Annotated in this window: 22 protein-coding genes; 5 read left to right on the forward strand and 17 right to left on the reverse strand. The window is 69.5% G+C overall.

Annotated elements, in window-relative coordinates; all coding sequences use genetic code 11:
• Nucleotides 1–34 precede the first annotated feature (34 nt).
• From ACFU7D_RS16460 to ACFU7D_RS16490, 7 genes are all read right to left on the reverse strand, one after another.
• A complete protein-coding gene (locus ACFU7D_RS16460) occupies nucleotides 35–1,060 on the reverse strand; it encodes a VOC family protein (RefSeq protein ID WP_378868847.1) in 1,026 nt (341 codons plus the stop codon).
• 11 nt (nucleotides 1,061–1,071) lie between these two features.
• Nucleotides 1,072–2,433 carry an MFS transporter gene (locus tag ACFU7D_RS16465; protein WP_378868849.1) on the reverse strand — a complete coding sequence of 454 codons (1,362 nt, stop codon included), beginning with the start codon at nucleotides 2,431–2,433 and terminating at the stop codon, nucleotides 1,072–1,074.
• Nucleotides 2,426–3,337, reverse strand: a complete 912-nt coding sequence (locus tag ACFU7D_RS16470; protein WP_378868851.1) for an amidohydrolase family protein — start codon at nucleotides 3,335–3,337, stop codon at nucleotides 2,426–2,428. Before ACFU7D_RS16470 ends, ACFU7D_RS16465 begins: the two co-directional genes overlap by 8 nt.
• A 4-nt stretch (nucleotides 3,338–3,341) precedes the next feature.
• Nucleotides 3,342–4,025, reverse strand: coding sequence for a 4-carboxy-4-hydroxy-2-oxoadipate aldolase/oxaloacetate decarboxylase (gene ligK, locus ACFU7D_RS16475; protein ID WP_378868853.1), 684 nt, complete (start codon nucleotides 4,023–4,025; stop codon nucleotides 3,342–3,344).
• Nucleotides 4,026–4,116: 91 nt separating this feature from the next.
• A complete protein-coding gene (locus tag ACFU7D_RS16480; protein ID WP_378868855.1) occupies nucleotides 4,117–5,172 on the reverse strand; it encodes an amidohydrolase family protein in 1,056 nt (351 codons plus the stop codon).
• Entirely contained in the window at nucleotides 5,169–6,338 is a 1,170-nt protein-coding gene (locus tag ACFU7D_RS16485; RefSeq protein WP_378868857.1) for a 4-oxalomesaconate tautomerase, read from the reverse strand. Before ACFU7D_RS16485 ends, ACFU7D_RS16480 begins: the two co-directional genes overlap by 4 nt.
• 65 nt (nucleotides 6,339–6,403) lie before the next feature.
• Entirely contained in the window at nucleotides 6,404–6,874 is a 471-nt protein-coding gene (locus ACFU7D_RS16490; RefSeq protein ID WP_378868860.1) for an Lrp/AsnC family transcriptional regulator, read from the reverse strand.
• A 119-nt stretch (nucleotides 6,875–6,993) separates the two neighbouring features.
• Here ACFU7D_RS16490 and hppD point away from each other — a divergent pair, with 119 nt between their 5' ends.
• Nucleotides 6,994–8,199 (forward strand): 4-hydroxyphenylpyruvate dioxygenase, encoded by a 1,206-nt coding sequence (gene hppD, locus ACFU7D_RS16495; protein ID WP_378868862.1) that lies wholly within the window; start codon nucleotides 6,994–6,996, stop codon nucleotides 8,197–8,199.
• A 132-nt stretch (nucleotides 8,200–8,331) separates the two neighbouring features.
• On the opposite strand, the gene ACFU7D_RS16500 is transcribed toward hppD, so the two are convergent.
• Nucleotides 8,332–10,122: a bifunctional sugar phosphate isomerase/epimerase/4-hydroxyphenylpyruvate dioxygenase family protein gene (locus ACFU7D_RS16500; protein WP_378868864.1), complete on the reverse strand. Its 1,791-nt coding sequence runs from the start codon at nucleotides 10,120–10,122 to the stop codon at nucleotides 8,332–8,334.
• A gap of 82 nt (nucleotides 10,123–10,204) precedes the next feature.
• Between ACFU7D_RS16500 and ACFU7D_RS16505 the strand changes: the two genes are divergently transcribed.
• The 3 genes from ACFU7D_RS16505 (at nucleotide 10,205) to ACFU7D_RS16515 (ending at nucleotide 13,249) form a co-directional block, all read left to right on the forward strand.
• Nucleotides 10,205–10,828, forward strand: a complete 624-nt coding sequence (locus ACFU7D_RS16505; RefSeq protein ID WP_378868867.1) for a TetR/AcrR family transcriptional regulator — start codon at nucleotides 10,205–10,207, stop codon at nucleotides 10,826–10,828.
• A gap of 132 nt (nucleotides 10,829–10,960) precedes the next feature.
• Nucleotides 10,961–11,821, forward strand: a complete 861-nt coding sequence (locus tag ACFU7D_RS16510; protein WP_378868869.1) for a shikimate dehydrogenase — start codon at nucleotides 10,961–10,963, stop codon at nucleotides 11,819–11,821.
• 87 nt (nucleotides 11,822–11,908) lie between these two features.
• The gene (locus ACFU7D_RS16515; RefSeq protein ID WP_378868871.1) at nucleotides 11,909–13,249 is read left to right on the forward strand and encodes an MFS transporter; all 1,341 of its coding nucleotides are present in this window, start codon (nucleotides 11,909–11,911) and stop codon (nucleotides 13,247–13,249) included.
• 42 nt (nucleotides 13,250–13,291) lie between these two features.
• Here ACFU7D_RS16515 and ACFU7D_RS16520 read toward each other — a convergent pair whose 3' ends face one another.
• The 7 genes from ACFU7D_RS16520 to ACFU7D_RS16550 all read right to left on the reverse strand — a co-directional run bounded on the left by ACFU7D_RS16520 (nucleotide 13,292) and on the right by ACFU7D_RS16550 (nucleotide 22,981).
• Nucleotides 13,292–14,239, reverse strand: coding sequence for an RNA polymerase sigma-70 factor (locus tag ACFU7D_RS16520; protein WP_378868873.1), 948 nt, complete (start codon nucleotides 14,237–14,239; stop codon nucleotides 13,292–13,294).
• 80 nt (nucleotides 14,240–14,319) lie between these two features.
• Nucleotides 14,320–15,501 carry an NAD(P)/FAD-dependent oxidoreductase gene (locus ACFU7D_RS16525; protein ID WP_378868876.1) on the reverse strand — a complete coding sequence of 394 codons (1,182 nt, stop codon included), beginning with the start codon at nucleotides 15,499–15,501 and terminating at the stop codon, nucleotides 14,320–14,322.
• A gap of 64 nt (nucleotides 15,502–15,565) precedes the next feature.
• On the reverse strand, nucleotides 15,566–16,540 hold the full coding sequence (locus ACFU7D_RS16530; protein WP_378868879.1) for an ABC transporter substrate-binding protein: 975 nt from the start codon (nucleotides 16,538–16,540) through the stop codon (nucleotides 15,566–15,568).
• A gap of 42 nt (nucleotides 16,541–16,582) precedes the next feature.
• Nucleotides 16,583–18,628, reverse strand: a complete 2,046-nt coding sequence (locus ACFU7D_RS16535) for an ABC transporter permease (RefSeq protein ID WP_378868882.1) — start codon at nucleotides 18,626–18,628, stop codon at nucleotides 16,583–16,585.
• Nucleotides 18,629–18,633: 5 nt separating this feature from the next.
• On the reverse strand, nucleotides 18,634–19,767 hold the full coding sequence (locus ACFU7D_RS16540; protein WP_378868885.1) for a glycine betaine/L-proline ABC transporter ATP-binding protein: 1,134 nt from the start codon (nucleotides 19,765–19,767) through the stop codon (nucleotides 18,634–18,636).
• The gene (betA, locus tag ACFU7D_RS16545; RefSeq protein WP_378868887.1) at nucleotides 19,764–21,494 is read right to left on the reverse strand and encodes a choline dehydrogenase; all 1,731 of its coding nucleotides are present in this window, start codon (nucleotides 21,492–21,494) and stop codon (nucleotides 19,764–19,766) included. The genes ACFU7D_RS16540 and betA overlap by 4 nt, the downstream gene beginning before the upstream one ends.
• Nucleotides 21,495–21,511: 17 nt before the next feature.
• Nucleotides 21,512–22,981, reverse strand: a complete 1,470-nt coding sequence (locus tag ACFU7D_RS16550) for an aldehyde dehydrogenase family protein (protein WP_378868890.1) — start codon at nucleotides 22,979–22,981, stop codon at nucleotides 21,512–21,514.
• Nucleotides 22,982–23,149: 168 nt separating this feature from the next.
• On the opposite strand from ACFU7D_RS16550, the gene ACFU7D_RS16555 reads away from it, so the two are divergent.
• Nucleotides 23,150–23,722: a TetR/AcrR family transcriptional regulator gene (locus ACFU7D_RS16555; RefSeq protein ID WP_378868893.1), complete on the forward strand. Its 573-nt coding sequence runs from the start codon at nucleotides 23,150–23,152 to the stop codon at nucleotides 23,720–23,722.
• Nucleotides 23,723–23,785: 63 nt separating this feature from the next.
• Here the strand turns inward: ACFU7D_RS16555 and ACFU7D_RS16560 are convergent, their stop codons facing one another.
• Both ACFU7D_RS16560 and ACFU7D_RS16565 read right to left on the reverse strand, forming a co-directional pair.
• Nucleotides 23,786–24,355 (reverse strand): Uma2 family endonuclease, encoded by a 570-nt coding sequence (locus ACFU7D_RS16560; protein ID WP_378723921.1) that lies wholly within the window; start codon nucleotides 24,353–24,355, stop codon nucleotides 23,786–23,788.
• A gap of 261 nt (nucleotides 24,356–24,616) precedes the next feature.
• The coding region (locus tag ACFU7D_RS16565; protein ID WP_378868896.1) for a DUF222 domain-containing protein at nucleotides 24,617–25,078 on the reverse strand (462 nt) is incomplete at its 5' end.

Here is a 25,078-nt window from a genome sequence, read left to right on the forward strand (position 1 = left end):
GCCTATAGGTCACTCTCAGCTTCACAACCCAGCTTCACGACCCCGGGGTGTCGACGACCGGGGTGCCGTGGGTGTGGAAGGACGAGATCGTCTTCAGGCCCCACGCCTGCCCCTTGGCGCGCTCGGCCTCGGTCCAGGTGATCAGCGGCCAGTCGGGGGCGAGGATCAGCCGGGTCAGCGGGTTGCACAGCTCGATCCGGTTGCCGCCGGGCTCGTAGACGTAGAGGAAGAACGTCTGCTGGATCGCGTGCTTGTGCGGTCCGGTCTCGATGAACACGCCGGTGTCCAGGGCGAGGTCGGCGGCTCGCAGGATGTCCTCGCGGGTGTCGGTGGCGAAAGCCAGATGGTGCAGCCGGCCGGTCGACCCGGTCCAGTCCTCGGTGTAGACGAGGTCGTACGACTTCTGGGTGAAGGTCGACCAGCGGGCGCCGATGTGGCCGTCGTCGAGCCGGATCTGCTCGGTGGGCCGCGCTCCGAGGGCCTCGATCACGAAGCCGGTGGTCGACTCGACCTCGCGGGCCAGGTAGTTGATGTGGTCCAGGCGCCGCACCGCGACCCCGTGGCCGGGCTTGGCCTGGGGCTGGTTCTTGAGCCCGGGCCGGAGCTCGGGCGAGGGCGCCTCCCAATAGTCGGTCTCGTGGTAGAGCGCGAACTCGTGCCCGTCGGGATCGTGGGTCACCCACAGCGGCCCGATGCCCGGCTCGTCCTCCGTCCACTCACCGCTCGCGCCGGTGGCCTCGACGGCCGCGATCCGGCGCTCGAGCGCCTCGGGGGAGGAGCAGCGCAGCGCCGTACGCCCGATGCCGGGTGTGTCCCGCTCGGTGACCACGATGCTGTGGTGCTCGTAGTCGTCCCAGGTGCGCAGGTAGGTGTGGTCACCCTCCTGCGCCGAGACGGTCAGGCCGAGGAAGTCGGTGAAGAATCCGACGGTCTCGGTGGGCGTCGGGGTGAAGAGCTGGGCGTGGCCGATGTGCGCCACGTCGCCCAGCGGTGGGCGGGTGGGGGTCTCGGCGACCATCCGCTTGAGCGTGGTCAGGTTCTCCGGAACGGGGTCGAGCATGATCGCTCCCTTCAGTGAGCCGGGACGGCGGCGGCTTCGGCGGCCAGGCGGGCCTTGCGGGTCGCCGGGCCGAAGATCGCCAGGGCGAGCGCGCCGACCACCCAGGTGCCGGCGATGAAGTAGAAGACGGCCTGGTAGCCCAGCCCGCTGTAGAGACCGGCGATGATCAGCGGGCCGGCGGCGTTGGAGAGCCGGCCGAGACCGTAGGAGAGCGAGGTGCCGAGGGAGCGGCCCCTGGTGTCGAAGAGCTCGGGGGAGTAGGCGTAGGCCAGCGCGGTGTAGCCACGCTCGAACAGGTTCACCAGGAACCCGAAGGCGACGATCAGCAGCGGCGTGAAGGTCAGCCCGTAGAGGAGACCGGAACCGGCGATGATCAGGCCGAAGACGACCAGACACCACTTGCGCTCGTAGCGGTCGGTGACCAGCGAGGCCAGGAAGGAGCCGAGCGGGGCGCCGATGGTGGTCAGCGCGACGTAGAAGATCGAGTCCTCGACGCTGACACCCTCGGCCGCGAGCAGGGTGGGTGCCCAGGAGGAGAAGCCGAAGAAGCCGATCGTCTGGGAGATCCACAGCACCGAGAGCAGGATCGTCGGGTAGAGGAACCGCTTGTCCCTCAGCATCGCCAGACCCGCCTTGGTGGCCGGGCCGTCCTCGACGGGCGCGGCGGGCGCGGGAAGGGTGCCGTGCTCGGCGGTCGCGTCGCGTTCCAGACCGGCCAGGATCTCCTCGGCCTCCGCATGCCGCCCACGCGACTCCAGCCACTGCGGCGACTCCACCAGGCGGCGTACGAAGAAGAGGAAGAGCACACCCAGGGCGCCCCAGAGGTAGACCAGGCGCCAGGTCCAGTCGGCGATCGGCACGACCGCGGAGGCGATCAGGTTGGTGGCGGGCGTCCCACAGATGCCGATGACGATGACGTACGCCTGGAACTTGCCGCGCTTGGCGCGCGGGAAGAGCTCGTTCATGTAGACCACGGCCACCACGGTCATCGCGGAGAGCCCGGCGCTGGTCATCACCCTGAAGAAGCCCATCGCGACGATGTCCCAGGCGAAGACGCTGGCGAAGGACCAGACCGAGAACCAGATGGTGGTCGCCACGAGCGTACGTTTCCGGCCGAGCCGGTCGGCCAGACCGCCGGCCACCACGGACCCGATGAACATGCCGACGAACGAGAGGGAGGTGACGTACGCGATGTGGTTGATCGTCACGCCCCACTGCTCGCGCATCACCGGCGCCGTCGTGGCGAAGGTGTTGATGTCGGCGAACTCGAAGAAGTAGGCGAACGCGAGCGCGACGGTGGCGAGCTTGTGGAACCTGGAGATGGGCAGCCGGTCGAGCCGGTTGGCTGCGTTGGTGGGGGTGAGGTCAGGCACTGTGCTCTCCTTCGGGCCAGTACAGGCGCATGGGGTTGTCCACGAGCAGCGCCTGCTGCAGCTCGGGGGTGGGGGCGATGTGCGGGATGTGGTCGACCAGCAGCCCGTCGTCGGGCATGTGGTCCTTCAGGTTGGGGTGCGGCCAGTCGGTGCCCCACAGCACGCGGTCGGGGAAGCGCTCGACGACCGTGCGGGCGAACGGGACGACGTCGCGGTAGGCGTGTCGTTGCCCGTCGAGGGCTGCGGGGCCGGTCACGGTGAGGCGCTCGGGGCAGGAGACCTTGACCCACACGTCGCCTGCGGCGACGAAGTCGAGGAACTCCGCGAACTCGGGCCCGTCGGGGTCCTTGGTCACGTCGGGGCGGCCCATGTGGTCGACGACCAGCGGCACCGGCAGGCTCGCGAAGAAGTCCTTCAGGTCCGGTAGGTCGGCGGCCTCGAAGTAGATCACCACGTGCCAGCCGAGCGGGGCGATCCGGGCCGCGATCGTCTCCAGCGTCTTGGTCGGAGTGACGTCGACGAGACGCTTGACGAAGTTGAAACGTACGCCGCGGACCCCCGCCTCATGGAGGCTTGCGAGCTCCTCGTCGGTGATGTCGGCGCGCACCGTCGCCACCCCTCGGGCTCGTCCGTCGGAGTGTGCGAGCGCGTCGAGGAGGGCGCTGTTGTCGGCGCCGTGGCAGGTCGCCTGGACGAGGACGTTGCGGGCCAGGCCGAGGTGGTCGCGGAGCGCGAAGAGCTGGTCCTTGGAGGCGTCGACCGGGGTGTACTTGCGCTCCGGCGCGAACGGGAACTCCTCGGCCGGGCCGAAGACATGACAGTGCGCGTCGACCGCGCCCTCGGGGAGGGTGAAGGTGGGCTCGGTGGGTCCTTCGAACCAGTGCAGCCAGCCGGGGGTGACCATCGGATCAGTCCTTGTAGGTGAGGCCGAGCTCGGCGAGCTTCGGGCGCATGTCGTAGATGTCGAGGCCGAGCTCTCCCTGCTGGAAGCGGGCGCGTTTGCCGGCCTCGGCGTCCTCGCGGCGACGGGCGGCCTCGGCGACCTCGGCGGCACGGGCGGCCGGGACGACGACCACGCCGTCGGCGTCGGCGACGACGACGTCCCCGGGGTTGACCAGCGCGTTCGCGACGTTGACCGGGACGTTGACCGAGCCGAGGGTCGCCTTGACGGTGCCCTTCGCGTTGATCGCCCGGGAGAAGACCGGGAAGTCCATCTCGCGCAGCTCGTCGACGTCGCGGCAGCCGCCGTCGATGACCAGGCCGCGGGCGCCGCGGCTGCGCAGCGAGGTGGCCAGCAGCTCGCCGAAGAAGCCGTCCTCGGACTCGGTCACGCAGCCGGCCACGACCACGTCGCCCTCCCGGACCTGCTCGGCGGCGACGTGCAGCATCCAGTTGTCACCGGGCTGGAGCAGCACGGTCACGGCCGTGCCGCACAGCCTCGCGCCCTCGTAGACCGGGCGGATGTAGGGCCGCAGCAGCCCGAGCCGCGCCATCGCCTCGTGGATCGTCGCGACGCCGAACTCGGACAGCGCCTCGACGGCCGCGGGGTCGGCGCGGTCGATGGTCGTGTGAACAACTCCGAGCTCGTGCACGGTGTCTCCTAGCTGGGGTGGGTGGCGGGGGTCGCGGGGTGTAACACGCTGTTCGTAGGACTGTCCGGTCGTTCAGATAGGGCGAGTAGTCCTACGAACGACGTGTTACAGGGGGTTCGGCCGCCCGGATCCGCCGATCCAGGCGCGGGTAGACGCGGCGGGCGTTGGTCTCGGTCAGCGCGGCGAGCTCGGCCTCGGTGAGGCCGTTGCGGGCTGCGTACGTCTCGACGTAGCGGCGGGTGTCGTCGAAGTGGTGGCCGGTGTCCGGGTCGATGCCGCGGACGGCGCCGATCATCTCCGAGGCGAACAGGACGCTGCTGTGCGGAATCACGTCGAGGAGGAGGTCGATCCCGGGCTGGTGGTAGACGCAGGTGTCGAAGAAGACGTTCCTCATCAGGGTCTGCGTCGGGTCTGGCTTCCCGAGCGCCTGGGCGAGGCCGCGGAACCGGCCCCAGTGATAGGGGACCGCGCCGCCGCCGTGCGGGATCACCAGGCGCAGATCGGGGAAGTCTGCGAAGAGGTCACCGGTGAGCAGCTGCATGAACGCGGTCGTGTCGGCGTTGAGGTAGTGAGAGCCGGTGGTGTGGAAGGCCGGGTTGCAGCTGGTGGAGACGTGGACCATGGCCGATACGTCGAGCTCGGAGAGCTTCTCCCAGATCGGATACCAGGAGCGGTCGGTCAGGGGCGGCGCCGTCCAGTGGCCCCCGGACGGGTCGGGGTTGACGTTGACGGCGACGGCACCGAGCTCGGTGACGGCGCGCTCGATCTCGGCGACGGTCGTGGCGGGGTCGACCCCGGGCGACTGCGGGAGCATCGCGCCCGCGGCGAACCGGGTCGGGTAGAGCTCGGCCACCCGGGCGCACAGGTCGTTGCAGATCCGCGCCCACGCGGTCGACGTCTCCAGGTCGCCGATGTGGTGGGCCATGAACGAGGCCCGCGGGGAGAAGACGGTCATGTCGATGCCGCGCTCGTCCATCTGCCGCAGCTGGTTGGCCTCGATGGTCTCGCGGATCTGGTCGTCGGAGATCCGCGGTCCCGCCGGGTCAGGCGCCTTGCCGGGGTCGGTCAGTGCCGCGACCTGGGCGTCGCGCCACTCACCCAGCGGCGCCGGTGCGGTCGTGTAGTGGCCGTGGATGTCGATGATCATGCGGGGGCTTCCTCGGTGGGGGCGAAGACGGCGCTCGGGATCATGGCCTCGCCGGCCATGATCAGCCGAGCCGTACGCAGCAGGGCGGATCGGGTCACGCGGGTGGGGTCGTCCGGGTCGAGGCCCAGGGTCACGCTGAACTCGCCAGTGGGGTGCTCGACGCTGAGCGTGGTCTCGCCCCCGTCCGGCGTCGTGGTGACCGTCGGCAGCACCGCCAGGTCGTGGGCGACGGAGCCGGGCAGCACCGCCGCGGTCGCGGCGGTGACGGCGGCCAGGACGCCGATCGAGCGGTGGGTGCGGCGTGGGATGAGGCTGCGGGTGCTGAGCGCGCCCCCGTCCCTCGGGGCGGAGACGAGGGTCATCTTGGGATAGCTCTTCTCGGTGACGTCGCCCAGCCCCATCGCGTGGCCGGTGAGGATCCGCAGCGCCTCGATCCGCGCCCGGAGCGCCTCGTCGGCGTCGATCTCCTCGGGGCTCTCCGAACCGGTCGCGCCGAGGTCGCGGGCGTCGACGATCACCAGCGGCTGGCCGTTGTCGATCAGGGTGACGTCGATCGGGCCGACGCCCGGGACCTCGACGGTGTCGCGTACGTTGCCGGTCGGCAGCAGGCTCCCGGCCACCGAGCCGGCGGTGTCGAGGAACCCGATCCGCACCGGTGCCGCCGTGCCGGGGACGCCGTCGATGCGGGCCTCGCCGTCGTAGCGTACGAAGCGCGTGCCGTCCGGCCCGGCCGGAGTCGACACGGTGATCTCGGCGACCGCGCCGGTGTTGCGGGTGAGGACTCGGGCCGTGGTGGTGTCGCCGTCGGGGACCACCATGCCCATCTCGATCGCGAACGGCAGCACCGCGGCCAGCATGTTCCCGCAGTTGGGGGTGGTGTCGACCCGGTCCGAGTCGGGCTGGAGCTGGGCGAAGGTCCACTCGACATCGATGCCGTCGACCCCGGGCGCGACGATGCCGGCCTTGCTGGTCAGCGGGTGCCCGCCACCGACCCCGTCGACCTGGAGCGGGTCGGGAGAACCCATCACCGCCAGCAGCACCGCGTCGCGTCGCGCGGTGTCGGCGGGCAGGTCGCGGGCGTCGAAGAACGGACCGCGCGAGGTCCCGCCGCGCATGAGGAGACACCGCACGGGTGTCTGGGTTCGGGGGTCTGGGGCATGACGCACGTCACAGACGATAGATCATCAACAAGATTGTTAGCAATCTCGTCGACAAAAGTCTCATCGAGTGGTCAGCGCGGCGTCGCTCCGGTGCGCAGCAGGTCGAGCGTGCGCGGCTCGATGAGGGTGGAGAGGGTGACCACGCTGGTCGAGCGGACGACGGCGTGGGACTGGTCGATGCGTACGAGCACCTCCTGGAGCTTCGCGTGCGACCCGGTCGCGACCTTGCAGAAGACGTCGAAGGAGCCGGTCGTGACGTACGCCTCCAGCACCTCGGGGATCTCGGCGAGGTCGCGGCGTACGTCCTCGAGGGCTCCCTGGGAGATCTCCAAGGTCACGAACGCCTGCACCGTGTGGCCGGCGGCGGCCGGGTCGATCGTCGGCGCCCAGTCGCGGATCACGCCCGCCTCGGCCAGCTTGCGCAGCCGGCTCTGCACGGTCGCGCGGGCGACGCGGGCGACCCGGGAGAGCTCGAGGTCGCCGACTCGCGGGTGGGCGTACAAAGTCTCCAGGAGAGTGACGTCGAGGTCATCGAGGTTCATGACTCGATGGTAGTCAGATTGTCTAGTCGAGCGTGTCTATCGCTGGTCGGATCTGACAGATTGACCAGCGCTCAGTGGTCAACTTGTTTGGTGTGATCGGGCGCACTTGACTTGCCCGCATGACGCTTGCAGACACCCTCACCAACCAAGAGAAGCTCGCCGGACTCGGGCTGGCCGAGCTGGAGCAGCTCGTCGGCCTGGTGGCCTACGACGACACCTCCGACCCCTTCCCGGTCACCGGCTGGGACGCGGTCGTGTGGGCTGTCGGCAACGCCACCCAGACCGCCCACTTCTTCCAGAGCGCCTTCGGCATGGAGCTGGTCGCCTACTCCGGTCCCGAGACCGGCAACCGCGACCACCACTCCTACGTGCTGCGCAGCGGGGGAGTGCGGTTCGTGATCAAGGGCGGCGTCGCGCCGGAGAGCGAGATCATCGCCCACCACGCCCGTCACGGTGACGGCGTCATCGACATCGCCCTCGAGGTGCCCGACGTCGACCGCTGCATCGAGCACGCCCGCAAGCAGGGCGCCCGCGTCGTGGAGGAGCCCCACGACGTGACCGACGAGCACGGCACCGTACGCATCGCCGCCATCGCCACCTACGGCGAGACCCGACACACGCTGGTCGACCGGTCCGGCTACGACGGCCCCTACCTGCCCGGCTATGTCACCCGCAGCTCGACGCTGAAGAAGCCCGAGGGCGCCCCCAAGCGCCTCTTCCAGGCGCTCGACCACGTCGTCGGCAACGTCGAGCTCGGGAAGATGGACGAGTGGGTCGACTTCTACGGCCGCGTCATGGGCTTCACCAACATGGCCGAGTTCATCGGCGACGACATCGCCACCGACTACTCCGCGCTGATGTCGAAGGTCGTGGCCAACGGCAACCATCGGGTGAAGTTCCCGCTCAACGAGCCGGCGATCGCCAAGAAGAAGTCGCAGATCGACGAATACCTGGAGTTCTACCGGGGCCCCGGCGCCCAGCACCTCGCGCTGGCCACCGGCGACATCCTGGCCACCGTCGACGCGCTGCGCGACGCCGGGATCGAGTTCCTCAACACCCCCGACTCCTACTACGAGGACCCCGAGCTGCGTGCCCGGATCGGTGAGGTGCGCGTACCGATCGAGGAGCTGCAGAAGCGCGGCATCCTGGTCGACCGCGACGAGGACGGCTACCTGCTGCAGATCTTCACCAAGCCGATCGGCGACCGCCCCACGGTCTTCTTCGAGCTGATCGAGCGCCACGGCTCCCTCGGCTTCGGCAAGGGCAACTTCAAGGCCCTCTTCGAGGCCATCGAGCGCGAGCAGGAGCGCCGCGGCAACTTCTGACCATCACCCGCTGGTCGAGCCGCCGGAGCCGCTAGGCGAAGGCGTGTCGAGACCAACACGGTCGCGTACGAACTGTGTTGGTTTCGACACCGGCTCGCTGGCGCTCACCGGGCTCAACCGACGGGTCGCCGGTCAGCCGGCCTGGCTGACCAAGCGCACGGGGGCGTTGCCGGCGCCGTAGCCGTCGTAGCGCTCGCGGCGCTCGACGAGCTCGAAGAAGACCTCGCCGACGGTCTCGGTGTAGCAGTGCAGGTATTCGCCGTCGGCGTCGCGGTCGTAGAGCAGGTCGAGCTCGCGGAGGATGGCGACGAGGTCGTCGGCGAGGCCGAAGCGGGCGACCAGGTCGTCGTAGTAGTTGCCCGGGACCTTCAGCGGCCGCAGGCCGCGCTCCCGGGCGGCCGCGACGACCCCGATGATGTCGTGGCAGGCGAGCGCGACGTGCTGGGCATGGCCCTGCTGGTCGTGGGGGAGCTGCCCGGTCGGGAGCAGATTGAGCGGAAGGCGTACGCCGCCGGCCGGCGAGCTCATCACCTGGCTGCGGACGAGACCGGCTGGGCCGGCGACCTCCTGGGTCGGCTGCGGGGTCAGCGACAGCACGCTGGTGTAGAAGAGGACCGCCTCGTCGAAGCTGTGCCAGGGCTGGACCAGGTTGACGTGGTCGATGTGGGCGCCGAGCCTGTCGGTGCTCGAGGCTCCGCCGTCGAACTCGCCGATCCAGTCCGCGGCGTGCGAGAGGAAGACCTCGGTGCCGTCGGGGGAGGTGAAGGCGTGCAGCGTCTGCTCCCCGGCGTACGTCCGGCGGTGGACCGGCGGCGCCATCAGCCGCGCGGCGCGTTCGGCGGCCGGGTCCGAGTCGGCGACGTCGAAGCCGACCGCGGCGATCCTGGGCTCGGGGGAGGCGCTCGGCACGTCGTTGCACACGATCCGGGCCGAGCCCCAGGTCCACAGGCGCACCTGCTTGCTGCGGTGGCGGCCGCCGAAGTCGAATCCGAGCTGCTCGAGCAGTACCTCGACCCCGGAGGTGTCCGGCGCCTTGATCTCCACGAAGTCGAAGGCCTCCGGCGAGGCCACCTCCGGCAGCCGGGGGAGCGGGCCGGCCTCCTCGCCGAGCAGGTCGGCGGTACGGTCGGCGAGCCAGCGCAGCGAGCGCTGTGCCTGGCGCGCGGTCCGGACCGGGTCGGTCTGGCGGAAGGTGTCGTTGAAGACCTCCAGCGACAGCGGTCCGTCATAGCCGGCGCGGAGCACGTGGCCGAGGAAGGCCGGCAGGTCGAAGCTGCCCTCGCCGGGGAAGAGCCGGTGGTGACGGCTCCAGGAGAGCACGTCCATGCTGAGCGCCGGCGCGTCGGCGAGCTGGAGGAAGAAGATCTTCTCGGCCGGGATGTCCTCGATCTGCTTGGGGTCGTGGCCCCGGGAGAGGATGTGGAAGCTGTCCAGGCAGATCCCGACGTTGGGGTGGTCGGCGAGCTCCACGATCCGCCACGAACGCCGGTAGTCGTCGACGAACCGACCCCAGGCGAGCGCCTCGTAGGCGAGCCGGATGTCGTACGTGCTCGCCAGGTCACCGAGTCGGCGCAACTGTCCCGCGGAGACCTCGTCGTCGTCGACGGTCGCGGTGCCGACGTTGCTGCACACCAGCATCAGGTCGATGCCGAGCCGGCGCATCAGCCGGAACTTCGCCTCGGCCCGGTGCAGCACGTCGCCGAAGGCTGCCTCGTCGACGCCCTCGGCGTCACGGAAGGGCTGGTAGAGGTCGAGAGTGAGCCCGAGCCGGTCGGCCAGTGCCCGGATCTCCTCGGGGGACTGGGGCGCGGCGATGAGGTCGGGCTCGAAGATCTCGATCGCGTCGAATCCCGCCTCGGCCGCGGCGTACATCTTCTGGACCAGGCCGCCGCTGAGGCAGACGGTGGCGATCGAGGTGCGCATGGGTCTCCGTTCGTAGCTAATGTACGAAACGGTACATACATTGCTCCCGCTTGGGAAGTGAGTCGTGCTCTAGGCTCGGGGCATGGTTCAGTCGCGCGATGCCGAACGCACCCGGTCCGAGCTGATCGAGGTTGCCACCGAGGTCTTCTCGGAGCAGGGCTACTCGGGCGCCCGGGTCGACGAGATCGCCGAGCGCACCCGCACCACGAAGCGGATGATCTACTACTACTTCGGCGGCAAGGAGGGGCTGTTCCTGGCTGTGCTCGAGGCTGCCTACCGCCGGATCCGCGAGCTCGAGCAGAGCCTGCATGCCGGTGATCTCGAGCCGGTCGACGCGATCCGTCGTATTGCCGAGCTCACCTTCGACCACCACGTCAACCACCCCGACTTCATCCGCCTCGTCTCGGTCGAGAACATCCACCGCGGCCGGCACATGGAGAAGGTCGAGTCGCTGCGCGAGCTCGGCGCCCCGGCTGCCAGCGTCCTCGAGGAGGTCCTCGCCCGCGGCCGCGCGTCCGGTGACCTCCGTGCTGACGTCGACGCGGTCGACGTGCACATGATGATCAGCGCCTACTGCGTCTTCCAGGTCGCCAACAGCGCCACCTTCGGCTTCCTGTTCGGTCGCGACATGCTCGCCCCCGACGTTCGCGAGCGTCACCGCCGCATCCTCGGCGACATCGTCGTCGGCTGGCTCACCGCTCGCTGACACGAACCCTGAAGAGCCCGTCCCCGCGCCGCGGGGACGGGCTCTTTGCCGTGCGGGGGTTGACGACCCGGGGCGTGATGTGATCCCCTTCACTCTCGTAACGTACTAGTTCGTACATTAAGGATCGCTCAGATGAAGTCTTCGTTTCTTGTCGGCCTGATCGGCGCGGGCGTCGGACCCTCGCTGAGTCCGGCGCTGCACATGCGCGAAGGGTTCGAGCACGGGTTGTCGTACGTCTACAAGACGCTCGACATCACCGATCTGGGGATCCCGGCCGAGGGTGTGGGCGACCTGATGAGGGACGCCCGGCGGCTCGGCTTCGACGCGCTCAACATCACCCACCCGTGCAAGGAGCTCGTGATCGAGCACCTCGACCGGCTCGACGAGACCGCGGCCCGGCTCGGTGCGGTCAACACCGTGGTCTTCACCGACGAGGGTGCGGTCGGCCACAACACCGACACGACCGGCTTCGGCCACGCGCTGCGTACCGGGATGCCGGATGCCTCGCTCGGCACGGTCGTGCAGCTCGGCGCCGGCGGGGCGGGCTCGGCCGTCGCCCACGCGCTCGTATCGCAGGGGACCGACCGGCTGGTCATCGCCGACATGGACCTCGACCGCGCCCAGGCGCGCGTCGAGGAGATCCGGCGGCACCACCCGGAGAGCACGGTCGAGGCGAGCCACGTCGACAAGTTGCCCGCGCTCGTTCCCGAGGCCGACGGACTGGTCAACTGCACCCCGGTCGGCATGGCCGACCACCCCGGTACGCCGCTGGAGACGAGCCTCCTCCGCCCCGAGCTGTGGGTGGCGGACATCGTCTACAGGCCTCTGGACACCGCGCTGCTGCAGGCGGCGCGTGAGGTCGGCTGCCGGACTCTCCACGGAGGCCACATGGCGGTCTACCAGGCCGTCGACGCCTTCCGGCTGATCACCGGCATCGACCCCGATGCCGAGCGGATGCTCGCCCACCTGCGCGAGCTGGCCGCGGCCGGCTGACCCCCCAGCAATTCGAAGAGCCAGACAAACTCCACCCCCCCCACCCGTCCGCGGTCAGGAACCGCGGGCCTACCCGAGGAGGACCCGATGGCGGGACCTGACACCGACAGCAGTGCGAACCAAGAAGGCAAGACCCCGGTCCGGGCCGCGCTGGCCAGCTTCATGGGCAGCGCCGTCGAGTACTACGACTTCTTCATCTTCGGCTCTGCCGCGGCGCTGATCTTTCCGCACGTCTTCTTCCCCACAGCCGGTGACGCCGCCCTGGTGATGTCGTTCGCGACCTTCGCCTTCGCGTACGTCGCCCGGCCGGTCGGCGCGGTCTTCGTCGGCCACTTCGGTGACCGGATCGGCCGCCGGAAGGTGCTGCTGTTCACCCTTCTGCTGATGGGTGGCGGCACGTTCCTGATCGGCTGCCTGCCGTCCTACGACCAGGCCGGCTGGATCGCGCCCGCACTGCTGGTGTTCTGCCGTCTGCTCCAGGGGCTCTCGGCCGCCGGCGAGCAGGCCGGCGCCAGCTCGCTCACGCTCGAGCACGCCCCCGACGACAAGCGCTCCTTCTACACCTCCTGGACGCTCACCGGCACCCAGGGTGGTCAGATCCTGGCCGCGCTCGTCTTCATCCCGGTCGTCGCGCTGCCGGACGACATCAAGTACAGCATCGGCTGGCGGATCCCGTTCTGGCTCTCCGCGATCGTGGTCATGGTGGCGTTCTTCATCCGCAGCCGCCTCAACGAGACCCCGGAGTTCGAGGAGGCCAAGGCCAACAACGAGGTCGCCAAGCTGCCGCTCGCGGTGCTGCTGCGGGACCACTGGGCCGACGTGCTGCGCGTCATCTGCTGCGCCTTCATCGCGGCCGTCTCCACGGTCTTCGGCAACCTGGCCATCGCCTACGGTGTCGCGGTCGGCATGGTCGACTCGATCACGCTGTGGCTGGTCGTCGCGGCCAACGTCGTCGCGCTGTTCACCCAGCCGATGTTCGGCCGGCTCGCGGACCGGATCGGGCGCAAGCCGGTCTTCATCTACGGGGCCGTGGCCAGCGCGGTGATGATGCCGTTCTACCTGCTCTCGATGAGCCAGGGCAGCGAGCTGCTCGTCTTCGCGCTCGCGATCGTGACCTTCTCGTTCGGCTATGCGGCCGCGAACGCGACCTGGCCGTCGTTCTACGGCGAGATGTTCTCGACCCCGGTGCGGTTCTCCGGCGTCGCGATCGGCACCCAGATCGGCTTCCTGCTGGCCGGGTTCACGCCGTCGATCGTCACCGCTCTGGGTGGCGTGCAGGAGGGCGGCTGGGTCGTCACTGCCGGCTACACCGCGGTCGTCTGCCTCGTCGCGTCGATCGCTGCCCTGACCGCCCGCGAGACCAAGGACGTACGCACCGCCGACCTCGGTCTGCGGCGGTCCCCGGACCCGCAGGGTGCCGCCGCCTGACGACCCGACCCGCACGGAACCGCGCCGCCGCGGGCAGCGACATCACTGCCCGCGGCGGTGGCGATTGCGGCGGCGGACGACGTCCTTCAGGTCGGCGACCGGGCCCAGGTGGTCCAGCTTCTCGGGGTTGGTGACCGAGCGGATCCGCTGGACCTGGCCGTCGAGGATGTCGAGGGTCCAGGTGCCGAGGATGGCGCCGTCGGCGTCGCGAAGGATGGCTCCGGGCTCGCCGTTGAGCTCGCGCTGCTCCAGGCGGGCGCCCATGGCGAGCAGGGGTGGCACGGCCGCGACCAGGATGCGCGCGGCCTTCTCCGCACCGAACCGGCCACCGACGCCACCGGCCACGCCACCACCGTCGTTGACGGTCTCCACATCCGCCGCCAGCAGCGCCTGGAGCCGGTCGACGTCACCGTCGCGCAACGCCTCGAAGAACCGGCTCGAGAGCTCGACCCGCTTGCGCCGGTCGGCCTCGAACCGCGGCTTGCCGTCGTCCATGTGGCGCCGGGCCCGGGAGGCGAGCTGACGGCAGGCGGCCTCGGACCGGTCGACCGCTGCGGCGATGTCGGCGAAGCCGAAGTGGAAGACCTCGCGCAGCACGAAGACCGCCCGCTCCAAGGGGCTGAGCCGCTCGAGCAGCAGCAGCGCCGCCATCGACACCGAGTCGGCCAGCTCGGTCGCGCGCTCGGGGCTGGCGTAGAGGCCCGCATGCTCGTCGACGTGGGTGTCGGTCGGCAGCGGCTCGGGGAACCACGGCCCGACGTACGTCTCCCGCCGCACCCGGGCCGAGCGCAGCACGTCGAGGGAGATCCGGGTGACCACGGTCGAGAGATAGGCCTTGAGCGAGTCGGGCTCGGTCGAGGTCCCCTCCAGCCGGATCCAGGTCTCCTGCACCGCGTCCTCCGCCTCGCCCACGCTGCCGAGGATCCGGTAGGCGATCGAGAACAGCAGCGGACGCAGCTCCTCGAACTCGATCTCGGTCTCAGGTGTCACGGTCGTCCTCCTCGGTAGACATCTTCCACCCTGGGACGAGACACCGCCCGGGACTGTGACATCGCGACCTCAGCCGAGATTCACCGGCTGGGTTCCCGGACCAGCGGGGTGGCCGCTGCCGCCTGGACGCGTGCGGCGCGCGAGCGGTCCTTGACGACGAACGCGGATCCGGGACGACGCGCCTCCATCCCCAGGACCCAGACCGTGCTGCGGCAGACGATCTCCTTCACCTTCGCCGCGGGCATGCCGCGGAGACGGGCGCCCACGGCCGAGTCGTCGCGGTGGGCGAAGTTCACCAGGCCCAGCCCGCGGCCGATACTGATGCACTCGCCCACGAAGCCGATGCTGACCGGCTTCGGCTTCGAGCCCGCGAGGCGCGTGAGCACCGTCTCGGCGGCGAGCGGCCCGAGCTGGTTCGCGGCCTGGCAGCTCATCCGGTACGCCAGGCCCGAGGGCGCCGAGGCGTCGCCGGTCGCGACGATCCGGTCGTCGTCGACGCTGGTCAGGGTCTCGTCGGTGACCAGCCGGCCGAGCTCGTCGGTGGTCAGTCCGCTCGCCCGCGCCAGGTCCGGCGCGGCGAACCCGGCGGTCCAGATCGTCACCGAGCTGGGCAGCTCGCGGCCGTTGTCGAGGCGTACACGGCCGTCGAGCACCGCTGCCACCCGGACGCCCTCGATGATGCCGACGCCGAGCCGCCGCAGGGCGCGCTCGGCATCGGCGCGGCCCTTCTCGTGCAGCCACGGGCCGAGCCTGTCGCCGCAGATCAGAGCCACGTTTCGGCCGGCCTCGGCGAGCTCGGAGGAGACCTCGATGCCGGTCGGGCCGCCACCGACGACGACCACCGGTGCGTCGGCCGGCGTCGTCTCCAGCGTCGCCTTCAGTCGGGTCGCCTCCTCGTAGGTCGAGATCCCGAAGGCGTGATCCGCGGTGCCGGGCACGCGGCTCGTGCCGGCGCTGCCGACGGCGTAGACCAGGTAGTCGTACGACATCTCCTGCCCGCTGCCGAGCGCGACGGTCCGCGCGACCGCGTCGATGGAGGCCACGGTGTCGACCACCAGCCGCACGCGCGGGTTGAGCACGTCGGTGTAGGCCACCACGGCCTCCGAGGTCCCGCCGACCAGCTGGTGCAGCCGGATCCGCTCGACGAACTGGTCGCGCGGGTTGACCAGGGTGATCGCGATGTCCTCGCGCTTGGTGAGCCGGTTGGCGGCCATCACGCCGGCGTATCCGCCACCGACGACGATCACGTGGTGCTTGCTCATGGGGTCCTCCTGCTTGTTGCGGTTCATACCCCTAGGACACCGGCGATCGCCGCGCTGTGACAGGTCATTCCTTCAGCCAGGCGTCCACCTTCTCGGGGTTGGCGTCGACCCACTTCTTGGCGGCGTCGTCGGGGTTCATCTGGTCCACGGAGATGTACTTCGCGACCAGGTTCTGGTCCTCGTTGGTCCAGGAGAAGTTCTTGACCAGGTCGACCGCCGGGCTCGTGGAGTCCGCGAACTCCTTCGACACGACCTTGTTCAGGTCGTAGACCGGGTAGTCGCAGGCGACCTTGGCGGCGTCGGCGTCGCAGCCGTCGGTGTACTCGGGCAGGTCGATCTTGACCAGGTCCACCTCGCTGAGGAACCACTGCGGCTCGTAGAAGTAGCCGAGCATCGGCTTCTTGTTCTTCTCCGCATCGCGGAACGCCTCGATGAGGGCGGTCTCGCTGCCGGCGTAGACGACCTTGTAGTCGAGCTTCAGGTTGCTCACCAGCGCCTCGTCGTTGGTGACGAAGCCCGGGTCGCCGTCATAGAGCGTGCCCTTGTCCCCGGACTCGGTGGTCTTGAACAGGGAGGCGTACTTGTTGAGGTTGTTCCAGTCCGTGATGTCGGGGTACTTCTCCGCCATCCACGGCGGTACGTACCAGCCGATGACTCCCTCGTTGCCGGTCGACCCGAAGTCGACGGCCGAGCCGTCACCGCCCTGGTCGGCCATGTACTTCTTCTGCAGCTCGGGGTGGCCCCAGTTCTCCACGACGACGTCGACCTCGCCGCTGCCGAAGCCCTTCCAGGAGACCTGCTCGTCGAGGTCCTTGTAGTTGACCGTGCAGCCCAGCTGGGTCTCGGCGACGTGGCCGAGCACGTGGGCGTCGGCCTCGTAGCCGACCCATGGGTTGATCGCGACGTCGAGGTCGCCGCACTCGGTGTCGCCATCGGCGGTCGCGTTCTCGATCGAACCACCGCCACATCCGGTCAGGGTGATGGCCAGGCCGAATCCGGCCAGGACAGCCGCGACTGTGCGCGGGCGCTTGAGTTCCATGCTGTTGCCTCTCGGGAAGGGGGTGTGGAACATCGCCGGGTCTCAGGCCCGCGAAGATGTGGACGCGGCGGACGCCCGCTGGGCGCCGTACGTCGTGATGCGGTCGAGCATGATGCCGATCAGCACGATGGTGAGTCCGGCGGCGAGACCGCGGCCGACGGCGCTGGACTGACGGAAACCGGTCACCACGTCGAAGCCCAGCGCGCCGGCACCCGCCATGCCGCCGATGACGACCATCGACAGCACGTAGAGCAGGCCCTGGTTGGTCGCAAGCAGCACGGAGCTGCGCGCCATCGGCAGCTGGACCTTGGTGATCATCTGCCAGGCTGAGGAGCCCGCCATCTCGGCGGCCTCGATCGTGTTGGGGGAGACCGCGCGCACGCCGTCGGCGACCAGCTTGATCGCGACCGGAGCGGCGTAGACGACGCCGGCGAGCATCGCGGTGAAGCGGTTGGGGCCGAACAGGATCAGGATGGGGACGAGGTAGACGAACGGCGGCAGGGTCTGGCCCATGTCGAGGATCGGCCGCAGACCGATGTCGACCCGGTTGCTGCGGCCCATGAGCACGCCGAAGACCACCGCGAGCAGCACCACGACGACGGTCGCCACCAGACAGGCGGTGAGGGTCTCCATGGCGTGGTTCCACAGGCCGAGGCCGAGGATCATACCCAGGCAGAGGACGGTCGCGACCGCGGCGCGGCGGCCACCGACCACGGCCGCGATCGCCAGGATGGCGGCCGCTGTCACGAACCACGGGGAGTCCGCGAAGAGGCTCTGGATCGGGTTGAGGGCATAGTCGGTGAACCCACGCTGGATGCCGTCCGTCAGTTGCGACAGGTCGCTGCGCAGCCACTCGCCGAAGCGGTCGACGGCGTTGCGCAGCGGCGTGCCGAGGTCGGGCTGCGACGGGAACTCGTTGGCCCAGATGTAGTTGTGGGACAGGTAGAGCGCGATCAATGTGCCGACCGTCGCGACGGCCAGGCCGATGCGACGGAACGGGCCACCCCGCTCGCCGGCACGGGCGGCGAGCTCGGCGCGGAATCCGGCCGCGGTCATCGACCGGTCGAGCATGACGGCCATGATCACGATCGCGATGCCGGCCACGAACGAGGTGCCGAGCTGACCGCGTTTGAGGCCGTCGAGCACGGGCTGGCCCAGGCCCGGGCTGTCGATGTACGCCGCGATGGTCGCCATCGAGAGCGCCGCCATCATGGTCTGGTTGATGCCGGCGATGATCGTGCGTTTGGCCATCGGCAGCTCGACGTTCCAGAGCCGCTGGAGGCCGGTCTGACCGAGCGAGTCGGTCGCCTCGATCACCGGGCCGGAGACCGACCGGATGCCGTGCGCGGTGATCCGGATGACCGGTGGCGCGGCGTAGATCAGCGTCATCATCACCGCGGCCGCCGGACCGATCCCGAAGAGGATGCTCATCGGCAGCAGGTAGACGAACGGCGGCATCGTCTGCATGACGTCGAGGATCGGCGTGACGAGGGCGGACACGCGCCGGCTGTGTGCCATCAGGACACCGATCGCGATGCCGGCGATGCACGAGACCACGACCGCGAAGAAGGTCACGATCAGGAGGTCGATGGCGTCGTTCCAGTAGCCGAGCACCCCGAAGGCGAGGAAGCACGGCACCACCAGCGCGACCGTGCGCCAGCCGGCCGCGGCGTACGCCACCAGGGCCGCCAGCGCAATGGTGCCGAGCCAGCCGATCTGCGGTAGCGGGCGCGGGAACCGGGCGACGGTGAAGATGCTCTGAAGCCACGCGAAGACGCTGTCGACGAGGTCGGCGATCGCGCCCGCGAGGTTGATCACCAGGTTGCTGCCGTCTGATGCGGCCTGCTCGACCCAGGCGCTGCGGTCGCCGAGCCAGTCGAAGACCGGTGTGCGGGCCGAGCCCCCGATCGCCAGCGTGTACTGATCCTTGAAGAGCGCCCACGCCAGCACCCACACCGCGAGCAGGACGAGCAGCGAGGTCGCGCGCCAGTGGCGGCGCAGGGTCGTCAGCGCCGGTGATCCAGCCGGCTCCTGGTCACGGTGCTCGCCGCCGCTGGGTGCGGGACGTTCGAGTGTCGATGTGGACATGCCACTCACTCCCCGGCCCCGGGCCCGGCCTCAGGACCGGTCTCCGTGACCGTCTCCTCCTCGGCGACGACCACGCGCAGGATGGTCTCGTCGTCGACGATGCCGATCAGCTCGCCGTTCTCGACGACGCGCACGGGATGGGCAGAGGCGAGGGCCGCGCGGGCGGCCTGCCACACGACCGTGTCGGGGTCCATGGCGGGCCCGTCGAGGGAGTCCCCGGGACGTACGGGCTGCATGACATACCGCAGGGTCAGCACATGCCCCTTCGGGACCTCGCTGACGAAGTCGCGGACGTAGTCGTCGGCAGGGTGGGCGACGATCTCGGCGGCGGTGCCGAGCTGCACCATCTCGCCGTCGCGCATGATGAGGATCCGGTCCCCGAGCTTGATGGCTTCCTGGAGGTCGTGGGTGATGAAGACCATGGTCTTGCCGACCTCGTGGTGCAGTCGCACGATCTCGTCCTGCATGTCGCGCCGGATCAGCGGGTCGAGTGCGGAGAACGGTTCGTCGAAGAAGAGCACCTGCGGGTCGACCGCGAGCGCACGGGCCAGCCCGACGCGCTGCTGCATGCCGCCGGAGAGCTGGTCGGGGAAGGAGTTCTCGTAGCCCGACAGGCCGACCAGGTCGACCATCTCCTGGGCCCGGCGCCGGCGCGCGGCCTTCCCCTCGCCACGGACCTCGAGGCCGTAGGCCACGTTGTCGATCACCGTGCGGTGCGGGAGGAGGCCGAAGTGCTGGAAGACCATCGACATGTGTCGGCGCCGCATGTCGCGCAGCTTGCCGGAGGGGAGGGAGGTGATCTCCTCGCCGTTGACGACCACGCTGCCGGCGGTGGGCTCGATGAGCCGGTTGAGCAGCCGGACCAGGGTCGACTTTCCCGACCCCGACAGGCCCATGATCACGAAGACCTCGCCCGGCTGGACGTCGAAGGAGATGTCCTTCACCGCGGCGACGCAGCCGGTCTTCGCCTGCAGGTCCGTGCGGGACAGCTTCGCGTCGCCGGAGCCGATGATCCTGTCCGCCTTGGCGCCGAAGATCTTCCACAGCCCCTCGACCCTGAGGGCGGGCGGGGTGGCGGCAGCCACGTCGGTAGCTCCTGGGACGGTGGTGCCCTCTGTGTCCGTGGTCCGGATGGTCATGCCAGCTCACCTGTCCTGACCGCCGGCTCGGGATCGAGCGGACTGCCCTCGCGGTAGTTGTAGAAGGGAACCTCTGACGGCGGCAGCGGAGTCTTGCCGAGGATCAGGTCGGCAGTCTTCTCGGCCACCATCATCACCGGGGCGTAGATGTTGCCGTTGGTGACGTAGGGGAAGACGCTGGCATCGCAGACCCGCAGACCGTCGGTGCCGTGCACCTTCATGCTCAGCGGGTCGGTCACGGCCATCTCCCCGGTGCCCATCGCCGCGGTGCACGAGGGGTGCAGTGCGGTCTCGGCGTCCTCACGCACCCACTCGAGGATCTCCTCGTCGGTCTCCACCGACGGTCCGGGGGAGATCTCCCCGTCGTTGTACGCCGCGAACGCAGGCTGGTTGAGGATGTCGCGCGCGACCCGGATCGCCTCCACCCACTCCTTGCGGTCGGTCGGCGTCGAGAGGTAGTTGAACCGCATGGACGGGTGCACGCGCGGGTCCTTGGACTCGATGCGCACCCAGCCGCGGGTGTCGGCGTACATCGGGCCGATGTGGACCTGATAGCCGTGACCCTCGGTCGGGCTGGTGCCGTCGTAGCGGATCGCGATCGGCAGGAAGTGGAACATCAGGTTGGGGTAGTCGACATCCTCGTTGGAACGGCAGAATCCGCCGCCCTCGAAGTGGTTGGTCGCGCCCAGGCCCTTGCGCTGGAACAGCCACTGCCAGGCGATCTTCGGGCGCTGGTGCCAGGCCAGGCCGGGGGCGATCGAGACCGGCTGCTTCGAGGCGTACTGGATGTAGACCTCGAGGTGGTCCTGCAGGTTCTCGCCGACGCCGGGCAGGTGGTGGACCAGCGGGATGTCGTGCTGCGCGAGGAGCTGGCGGTCGCCGATGCCGCTGAGCTGGAGCAGCTGCGGGGTGTTGATTGCGCCGCCACAGAGGATCACCTCACCAGCATGGACGGTGTGCCTGCGGGCAGCGCGGCCGACGCCGCGGGTGTATTCGACGCCGGTCGCGCGGGGCGTGTCGCCGGTGGTGTCGAAGAGGATCTTCTCGGCGAACGCGAACGTCTGGACGGTGAGGTTCGGGCGCTTCTTCGCGGGGTGCAGGTAGGCCCGGGCGGCCGACCAGCGACGGCCGCGCTTGACGTTGCGGTCGAAGGGCGCGAAGCCCTCCTGACGGTAGCCGTTGACGTCGTCGGTCAGCGGATAGCCGGCCTCTTGGACCGCGTCGAAGAACGCGCCGAAGAGGGGGTTCTCGCACTTGCCGCGTTCGAGGTGGAGCGGGCCTTCGCCGCCGCGCCAATCATCGGCCCCAGAGCTGCCGTCGGCCAGGTGTCGACTCTCCATCCGCTTGAAGTAGGGCAGGCAGTGGGCGTAGTCCCAGGTCTCCATGCCCGGGTCGGAGGCCCAGCGCTCGTAGTCCAGCGGGTTGCCGCGCTGGAAGATCATGCCGTTGATGCTGCTGGAGCCACCGAGGACCTTGCCGCGGGCGTGGTAGACCTTGCGGCCACCCATGTGCGGCTCCGGGTCGGTCTCGTACTTCCAGTCGTAGAACCGGCTGCCGATCGGGAACGGGAGCGCCGCCGGCATGTGCACGAACGGGTCGATCTTGTAGTCGCTGTGCCCGGCCTCGAGCACCAGGACGCGGTGAGCGGGGTCCTCGCTGAGACGCGCGGCCAGTGCGCTGCCGGCCGAACCACCGCCGACGATCACGTAGTCGTACTGCTTGTCCATCGAAGTAGCTCCTGCTCTCACGCGCCGAACCAACGGCTGGGCTCGGGGGTGGTGTTGTGCCAGATGTGCTTCGCCTCGCGATATTCGTCCAGGCCGGCCATGCCGAGCTCGCGGCCGACGCCGGACTGCTTGAACCCGCCCCACTCGGCCTGCGGCACGTAGGGGTGGAAGTCGTTGATCCAGACGGTGCCGGCACGCAGCCCCGCGGCGATGCGGCGCGCTCGGTCGGGATCGGAGGTCCACACCCCGCCGGCCAGACCGAAGATCGTGTCGTTGGCCAGGGCCAGGGCCTCGTCCTCGGTGCGGAAGGTCTCCACGGTCAGCACCGGCCCGAAGGACTCCTCACGCACGACGGACATCCCGGCGGTGCAACGGTCGAGCACCGTGGGCGGGAAGAAGTAGCCATCGGCGTACTCGGGGTCGGTGAGGCGGGCGCCGCCGCAGCGCAGCACGGCGCCCTCGGCGATACCGGCCTCGACGTACGCCGTCACCTTCTCCAGGTGCGGCAGCGAGATGAGCGGGCCGGTCTCCGCCTTGTCGTCGAAAGGGCCTCCGAGCCGGATGGCGGATGCCCGCTCGACGAGCGCGTCGACGAACTCGTCGTGGATCGACTCCTCGACCAGGAGGCGGGCGCCGGCGGAGCAGACCTGCCCGGAGTGGAGGAAGACCGCGGTCAGCGCGTTGTCGAGTGCCGTCTCGCGGTCGGAGTCGGCGAAGACGATGTTGGGGTTCTTGCCGCCGAGCTCGAGGGCGACCTTCTTGACCGTGGCAGCGGCCGTGGCCATCAGGTGCTTGCCGGTCTCGAGACCGCCGGTGAAGGAGAGCAGGTCGACCCGCGGGTCCTCCGCGAGCGGAGCGCCCGCGACCGGCCCGGCGCCGAGGACGAGGTTGCCGACGCCCGCCGGCAGCCCGGCCTCGGCGAGCAGCCTCATCAGGTGGATGGCGGTGTGTGGCGTCAGCTCGCTCGGCTTGAGGACGAAGGTGTTGCCCGCGGCGAGCGCCGGGGCGACCTTCCAGGCCGTCTGGAGGAGCGGGTAGTTCCACGGCGTGATGAGAGCGCAGACACCGACGGGCTCGTGGACGATCACCGACTCGACCTCGGGCCGGTCGGTGACGACCGGGCGAGTGTGGTCCTCGCCGGCGAGCCGCGCGTAGTGGTCGAAGACGGCGACGATGTCATCGATGTCGAGCTCGCTCTCCACCAGGCGCTTGCCCGTGTCGAGCGACTCGGCCCGGGCCACCAGCTGCTTGTCGCGCTCGAGCAGACGGGCGACCCGCTCCAGCAGGGCACCACGCTCGGCCGCCGAGGTGCGGGGCCATGGTCCCTCGTCGAAGGCGCGGCGTGCCGCGGCGATCGCGGAGCGGGTGTCCTCCGCTCCGGCCTCAGCAACGGTTCCGACGACCGCGCCGTCAGCGGGACAGCGGATCTCCCGCTGGTCGCCCGACTGCGCGGGCGACCAGCGCCCGTCGATGTAGATCTCGGCCATGCAACCTCCAGCATCGTGTTGCTCAACAGGCAACCGCGGGTGAATTGCAGAAGATCCTGCGCGGATGCGAAGGGCCAGGGCAAGGGCTTGTGGGACAAAATTGTTGCAGGCGGTACAAAATTGTTGCAGCTGTTACAAATGGCTCGAACCAGTTGTTAGAGTCGCCGCATGACGATCGCGACCACCGCGCCCGCCAAGGATCCGCAGCGCCGTGCTGCCTGGGCCGAGCTGGCGACCGACTACGTCCACGCCAACGGTCTGATCGGGCTGAGCCTGCGCCCGCTGGCGGCCGAGCTGGGCACCAGCAACCGGGTCCTGCTCTACCACTTCGGCACCAAGGACCAGCTGGTCGCCGACGTGCTCCGCACCTCCAACGAGCGGTCGGTCGCCGCGGTCGCCGCGCTCGAGCCCTCCAAGGACCTGCGGCTCGCCGTCCACGACCTCTGGTCGGTGATGGAGGGCGACCGGTGCAGCTGGATCTATGTGGAGGCGGCCGCTCTCGGCCTCTTCGGCAAGGAGCCGTACGCATCGGCGGTCCGCGAAGCCAACTCGCTGTGGATCGCCGGCCTCATCGCGCATCTGGAGAAGTCCGGTGTGGGTCCCGCGGTCGCCGAACGGGCTGCCCACGTCATCGACGCCGCCTTCCAGGGTCTCCAGCTCAGCCTGGGCCTCGACGGCAGCCTCCCGGAGCGTGCTCGCTCCGTCGACGATCTTGCGGCCGCCGTCGCCGCTCTGGCCTGACCGGGGCCTTCGCGGTGCGGCTCTGCCGGCGATGGGGGAGCGACGTGTCCGCGGAGGAGAAGGTCAGCGGAGCAGGTCGGTGAGGTCGATCTTGACCGGGAACGGCAACGGGACGTCGAGCCGGTCGCGGAAGATCCCGATCGGGACGTAGGCGTTGGTGAGGTCGTCGCGCTCGTAGACGTGGATCGCGGGCGCGCCGTCCTCGTTCTCGATGCGCCAGTAGTGGGCGATGCCCGCCTCGGCGTACTTCTGCGGCTTCACCGCCCGGTCGCGGTGCTCGGACTCCGGCGAGACCACCTCGACGACGAGAGCCACCGAGCTCGCATCGTAGAAGGACGCCTGGTCGGAGATCCGCGCCGTGCTCACCAGCACGTCCGGCTCCGGCCGGTTGCGCCTGTCGAGCACCACCGTCAGCTCCCGATCGACCTCGAACCCGTCAGGCGCCTGCGCCGTCAGCGCGTTGGTCAGGGCCGTGACGAGCCGACTGTGCCAGCGGCGCTGCGGTGACATATTGAAGACCAGAGCTCCGTCGATGAGTTCGGTATGACGCGGCGCCTCGACGAGCATGTCGAGGTCTTCGGAGTACCAACCCTCCTCACGGGGAGGGTGCATCCAGTCGGGCAACGCGGTCATGTCTTCGAGGATACCGCCTGATTCTTCTCGAGGATCGCGTAAGCGTCTGTTGCTTCGTGGGGTCGGCGGCGAGGGTGTGGCGCAGCGGATTCAGTTGGGCACGGGCTTGGGGCTGTAGCTGGTGTCCGGGGAAGGTTGAGGTCTCGTCGTGCGGGCGCGACTACAGGCGTGGGGAAGTCTCCGCACCGGTGGGGAACACCTGCGGAAACGGGCCGGCACGGCGATCACCCCGGCCAGGATGAATCAGAACCCTGGCAGGTCTCAGGGGCGACGGGTGAACCGGATGGTGCCATCCGGTAGTCGCTCATGGGTGTACGCCGGGGCGTGCGCGAGCCGGTGATGATGAGGGCAGAGCAATGCCCCGTCCTTCAGGTCGGTCTTCCCGCCTGCTGCCCAGGGGTCGAGGTGGTGGGCGTCGCACCATTCCGGTGGCATGTCACACCCTTCGGCCTGGCAGCACTTCTGCTGGAGCCGGAGTGCTTTGCGTTGGATGGGTTGGAAGAACCTGCTCGCTCGGCCGGCGTCGAGGACCTCACCATCACCGCCCAACACCCAGGGGATGATGGTCGCGTTGCACGCCATCCGCCGGGCCTCAGCCGCGGTGATCGTGGCCCCGTTGGTCTCGTCATAACCCAGGGTGGCGACCCCGAGGTCCTTGCGGAGCTCCTCGAGCGAGATCACCACATTCACGGTGGTCGCATCGCCCCCGTGGCGGGGCAGCGC

The sequence above is a fragment of the Nocardioides sp. NPDC057577 genome (genome assembly GCF_042801335.1).
GTDB lineage: Bacteria > Actinomycetota > Actinomycetes > Propionibacteriales > Nocardioidaceae > Nocardioides.

What these genes read in the sequence shown, in the direction of transcription:
- ACFU7D_RS16550 (WP_378868890.1), bottom strand. Translation starts at nt 22,981, where the DNA reads ATGGCCGAGATCTACATCGACGGGCGCTGGTCGCCCGCGCAGTCGGGC.
- ACFU7D_RS16500 (WP_378868864.1), bottom strand. Translation starts at nt 10,122, where the DNA reads ATGCGCACCTCGATCGCCACCGTCTGCCTCAGCGGCGGCCTGGTCCAG.
- betA (WP_378868887.1), bottom strand. Translation starts at nt 21,494, where the DNA reads ATGGACAAGCAGTACGACTACGTGATCGTCGGCGGTGGTTCGGCCGGC.
- ACFU7D_RS16525 (WP_378868876.1), bottom strand. Translation starts at nt 15,501, where the DNA reads ATGAGCAAGCACCACGTGATCGTCGTCGGTGGCGGATACGCCGGCGTG.
- ACFU7D_RS16530 (WP_378868879.1), bottom strand. Translation starts at nt 16,540, where the DNA reads ATGGAACTCAAGCGCCCGCGCACAGTCGCGGCTGTCCTGGCCGGATTC.
- ACFU7D_RS16560 (WP_378723921.1), bottom strand. Translation starts at nt 24,355, where the DNA reads ATGACCGCGTTGCCCGACTGGATGCACCCTCCCCGTGAGGAGGGTTGG.
- hppD (WP_378868862.1), top strand. Translation starts at nt 6,994, where the DNA reads ATGACGCTTGCAGACACCCTCACCAACCAAGAGAAGCTCGCCGGACTC.
- ACFU7D_RS16480 (WP_378868855.1), bottom strand. Translation starts at nt 5,172, where the DNA reads ATGATCATCGACATCCACGGCCACTACACGACCGCACCGGCGCCGCTG.
- ACFU7D_RS16555 (WP_378868893.1), top strand. Translation starts at nt 23,150, where the DNA reads ATGACGATCGCGACCACCGCGCCCGCCAAGGATCCGCAGCGCCGTGCT.
- ACFU7D_RS16510 (WP_378868869.1), top strand. Translation starts at nt 10,961, where the DNA reads ATGAAGTCTTCGTTTCTTGTCGGCCTGATCGGCGCGGGCGTCGGACCC.
- ACFU7D_RS16505 (WP_378868867.1), top strand. Translation starts at nt 10,205, where the DNA reads ATGGTTCAGTCGCGCGATGCCGAACGCACCCGGTCCGAGCTGATCGAG.
- ACFU7D_RS16490 (WP_378868860.1), bottom strand. Translation starts at nt 6,874, where the DNA reads ATGAACCTCGATGACCTCGACGTCACTCTCCTGGAGACTTTGTACGCC.
- ACFU7D_RS16540 (WP_378868885.1), bottom strand. Translation starts at nt 19,767, where the DNA reads ATGACCATCCGGACCACGGACACAGAGGGCACCACCGTCCCAGGAGCT.
- ACFU7D_RS16470 (WP_378868851.1), bottom strand. Translation starts at nt 3,337, where the DNA reads ATGGTCACCCCCGGCTGGCTGCACTGGTTCGAAGGACCCACCGAGCCC.
- ACFU7D_RS16535 (WP_378868882.1), bottom strand. Translation starts at nt 18,628, where the DNA reads ATGTCCACATCGACACTCGAACGTCCCGCACCCAGCGGCGGCGAGCAC.
- ACFU7D_RS16515 (WP_378868871.1), top strand. Translation starts at nt 11,909, where the DNA reads ATGGCGGGACCTGACACCGACAGCAGTGCGAACCAAGAAGGCAAGACC.
- ACFU7D_RS16460 (WP_378868847.1), bottom strand. Translation starts at nt 1,060, where the DNA reads ATGCTCGACCCCGTTCCGGAGAACCTGACCACGCTCAAGCGGATGGTC.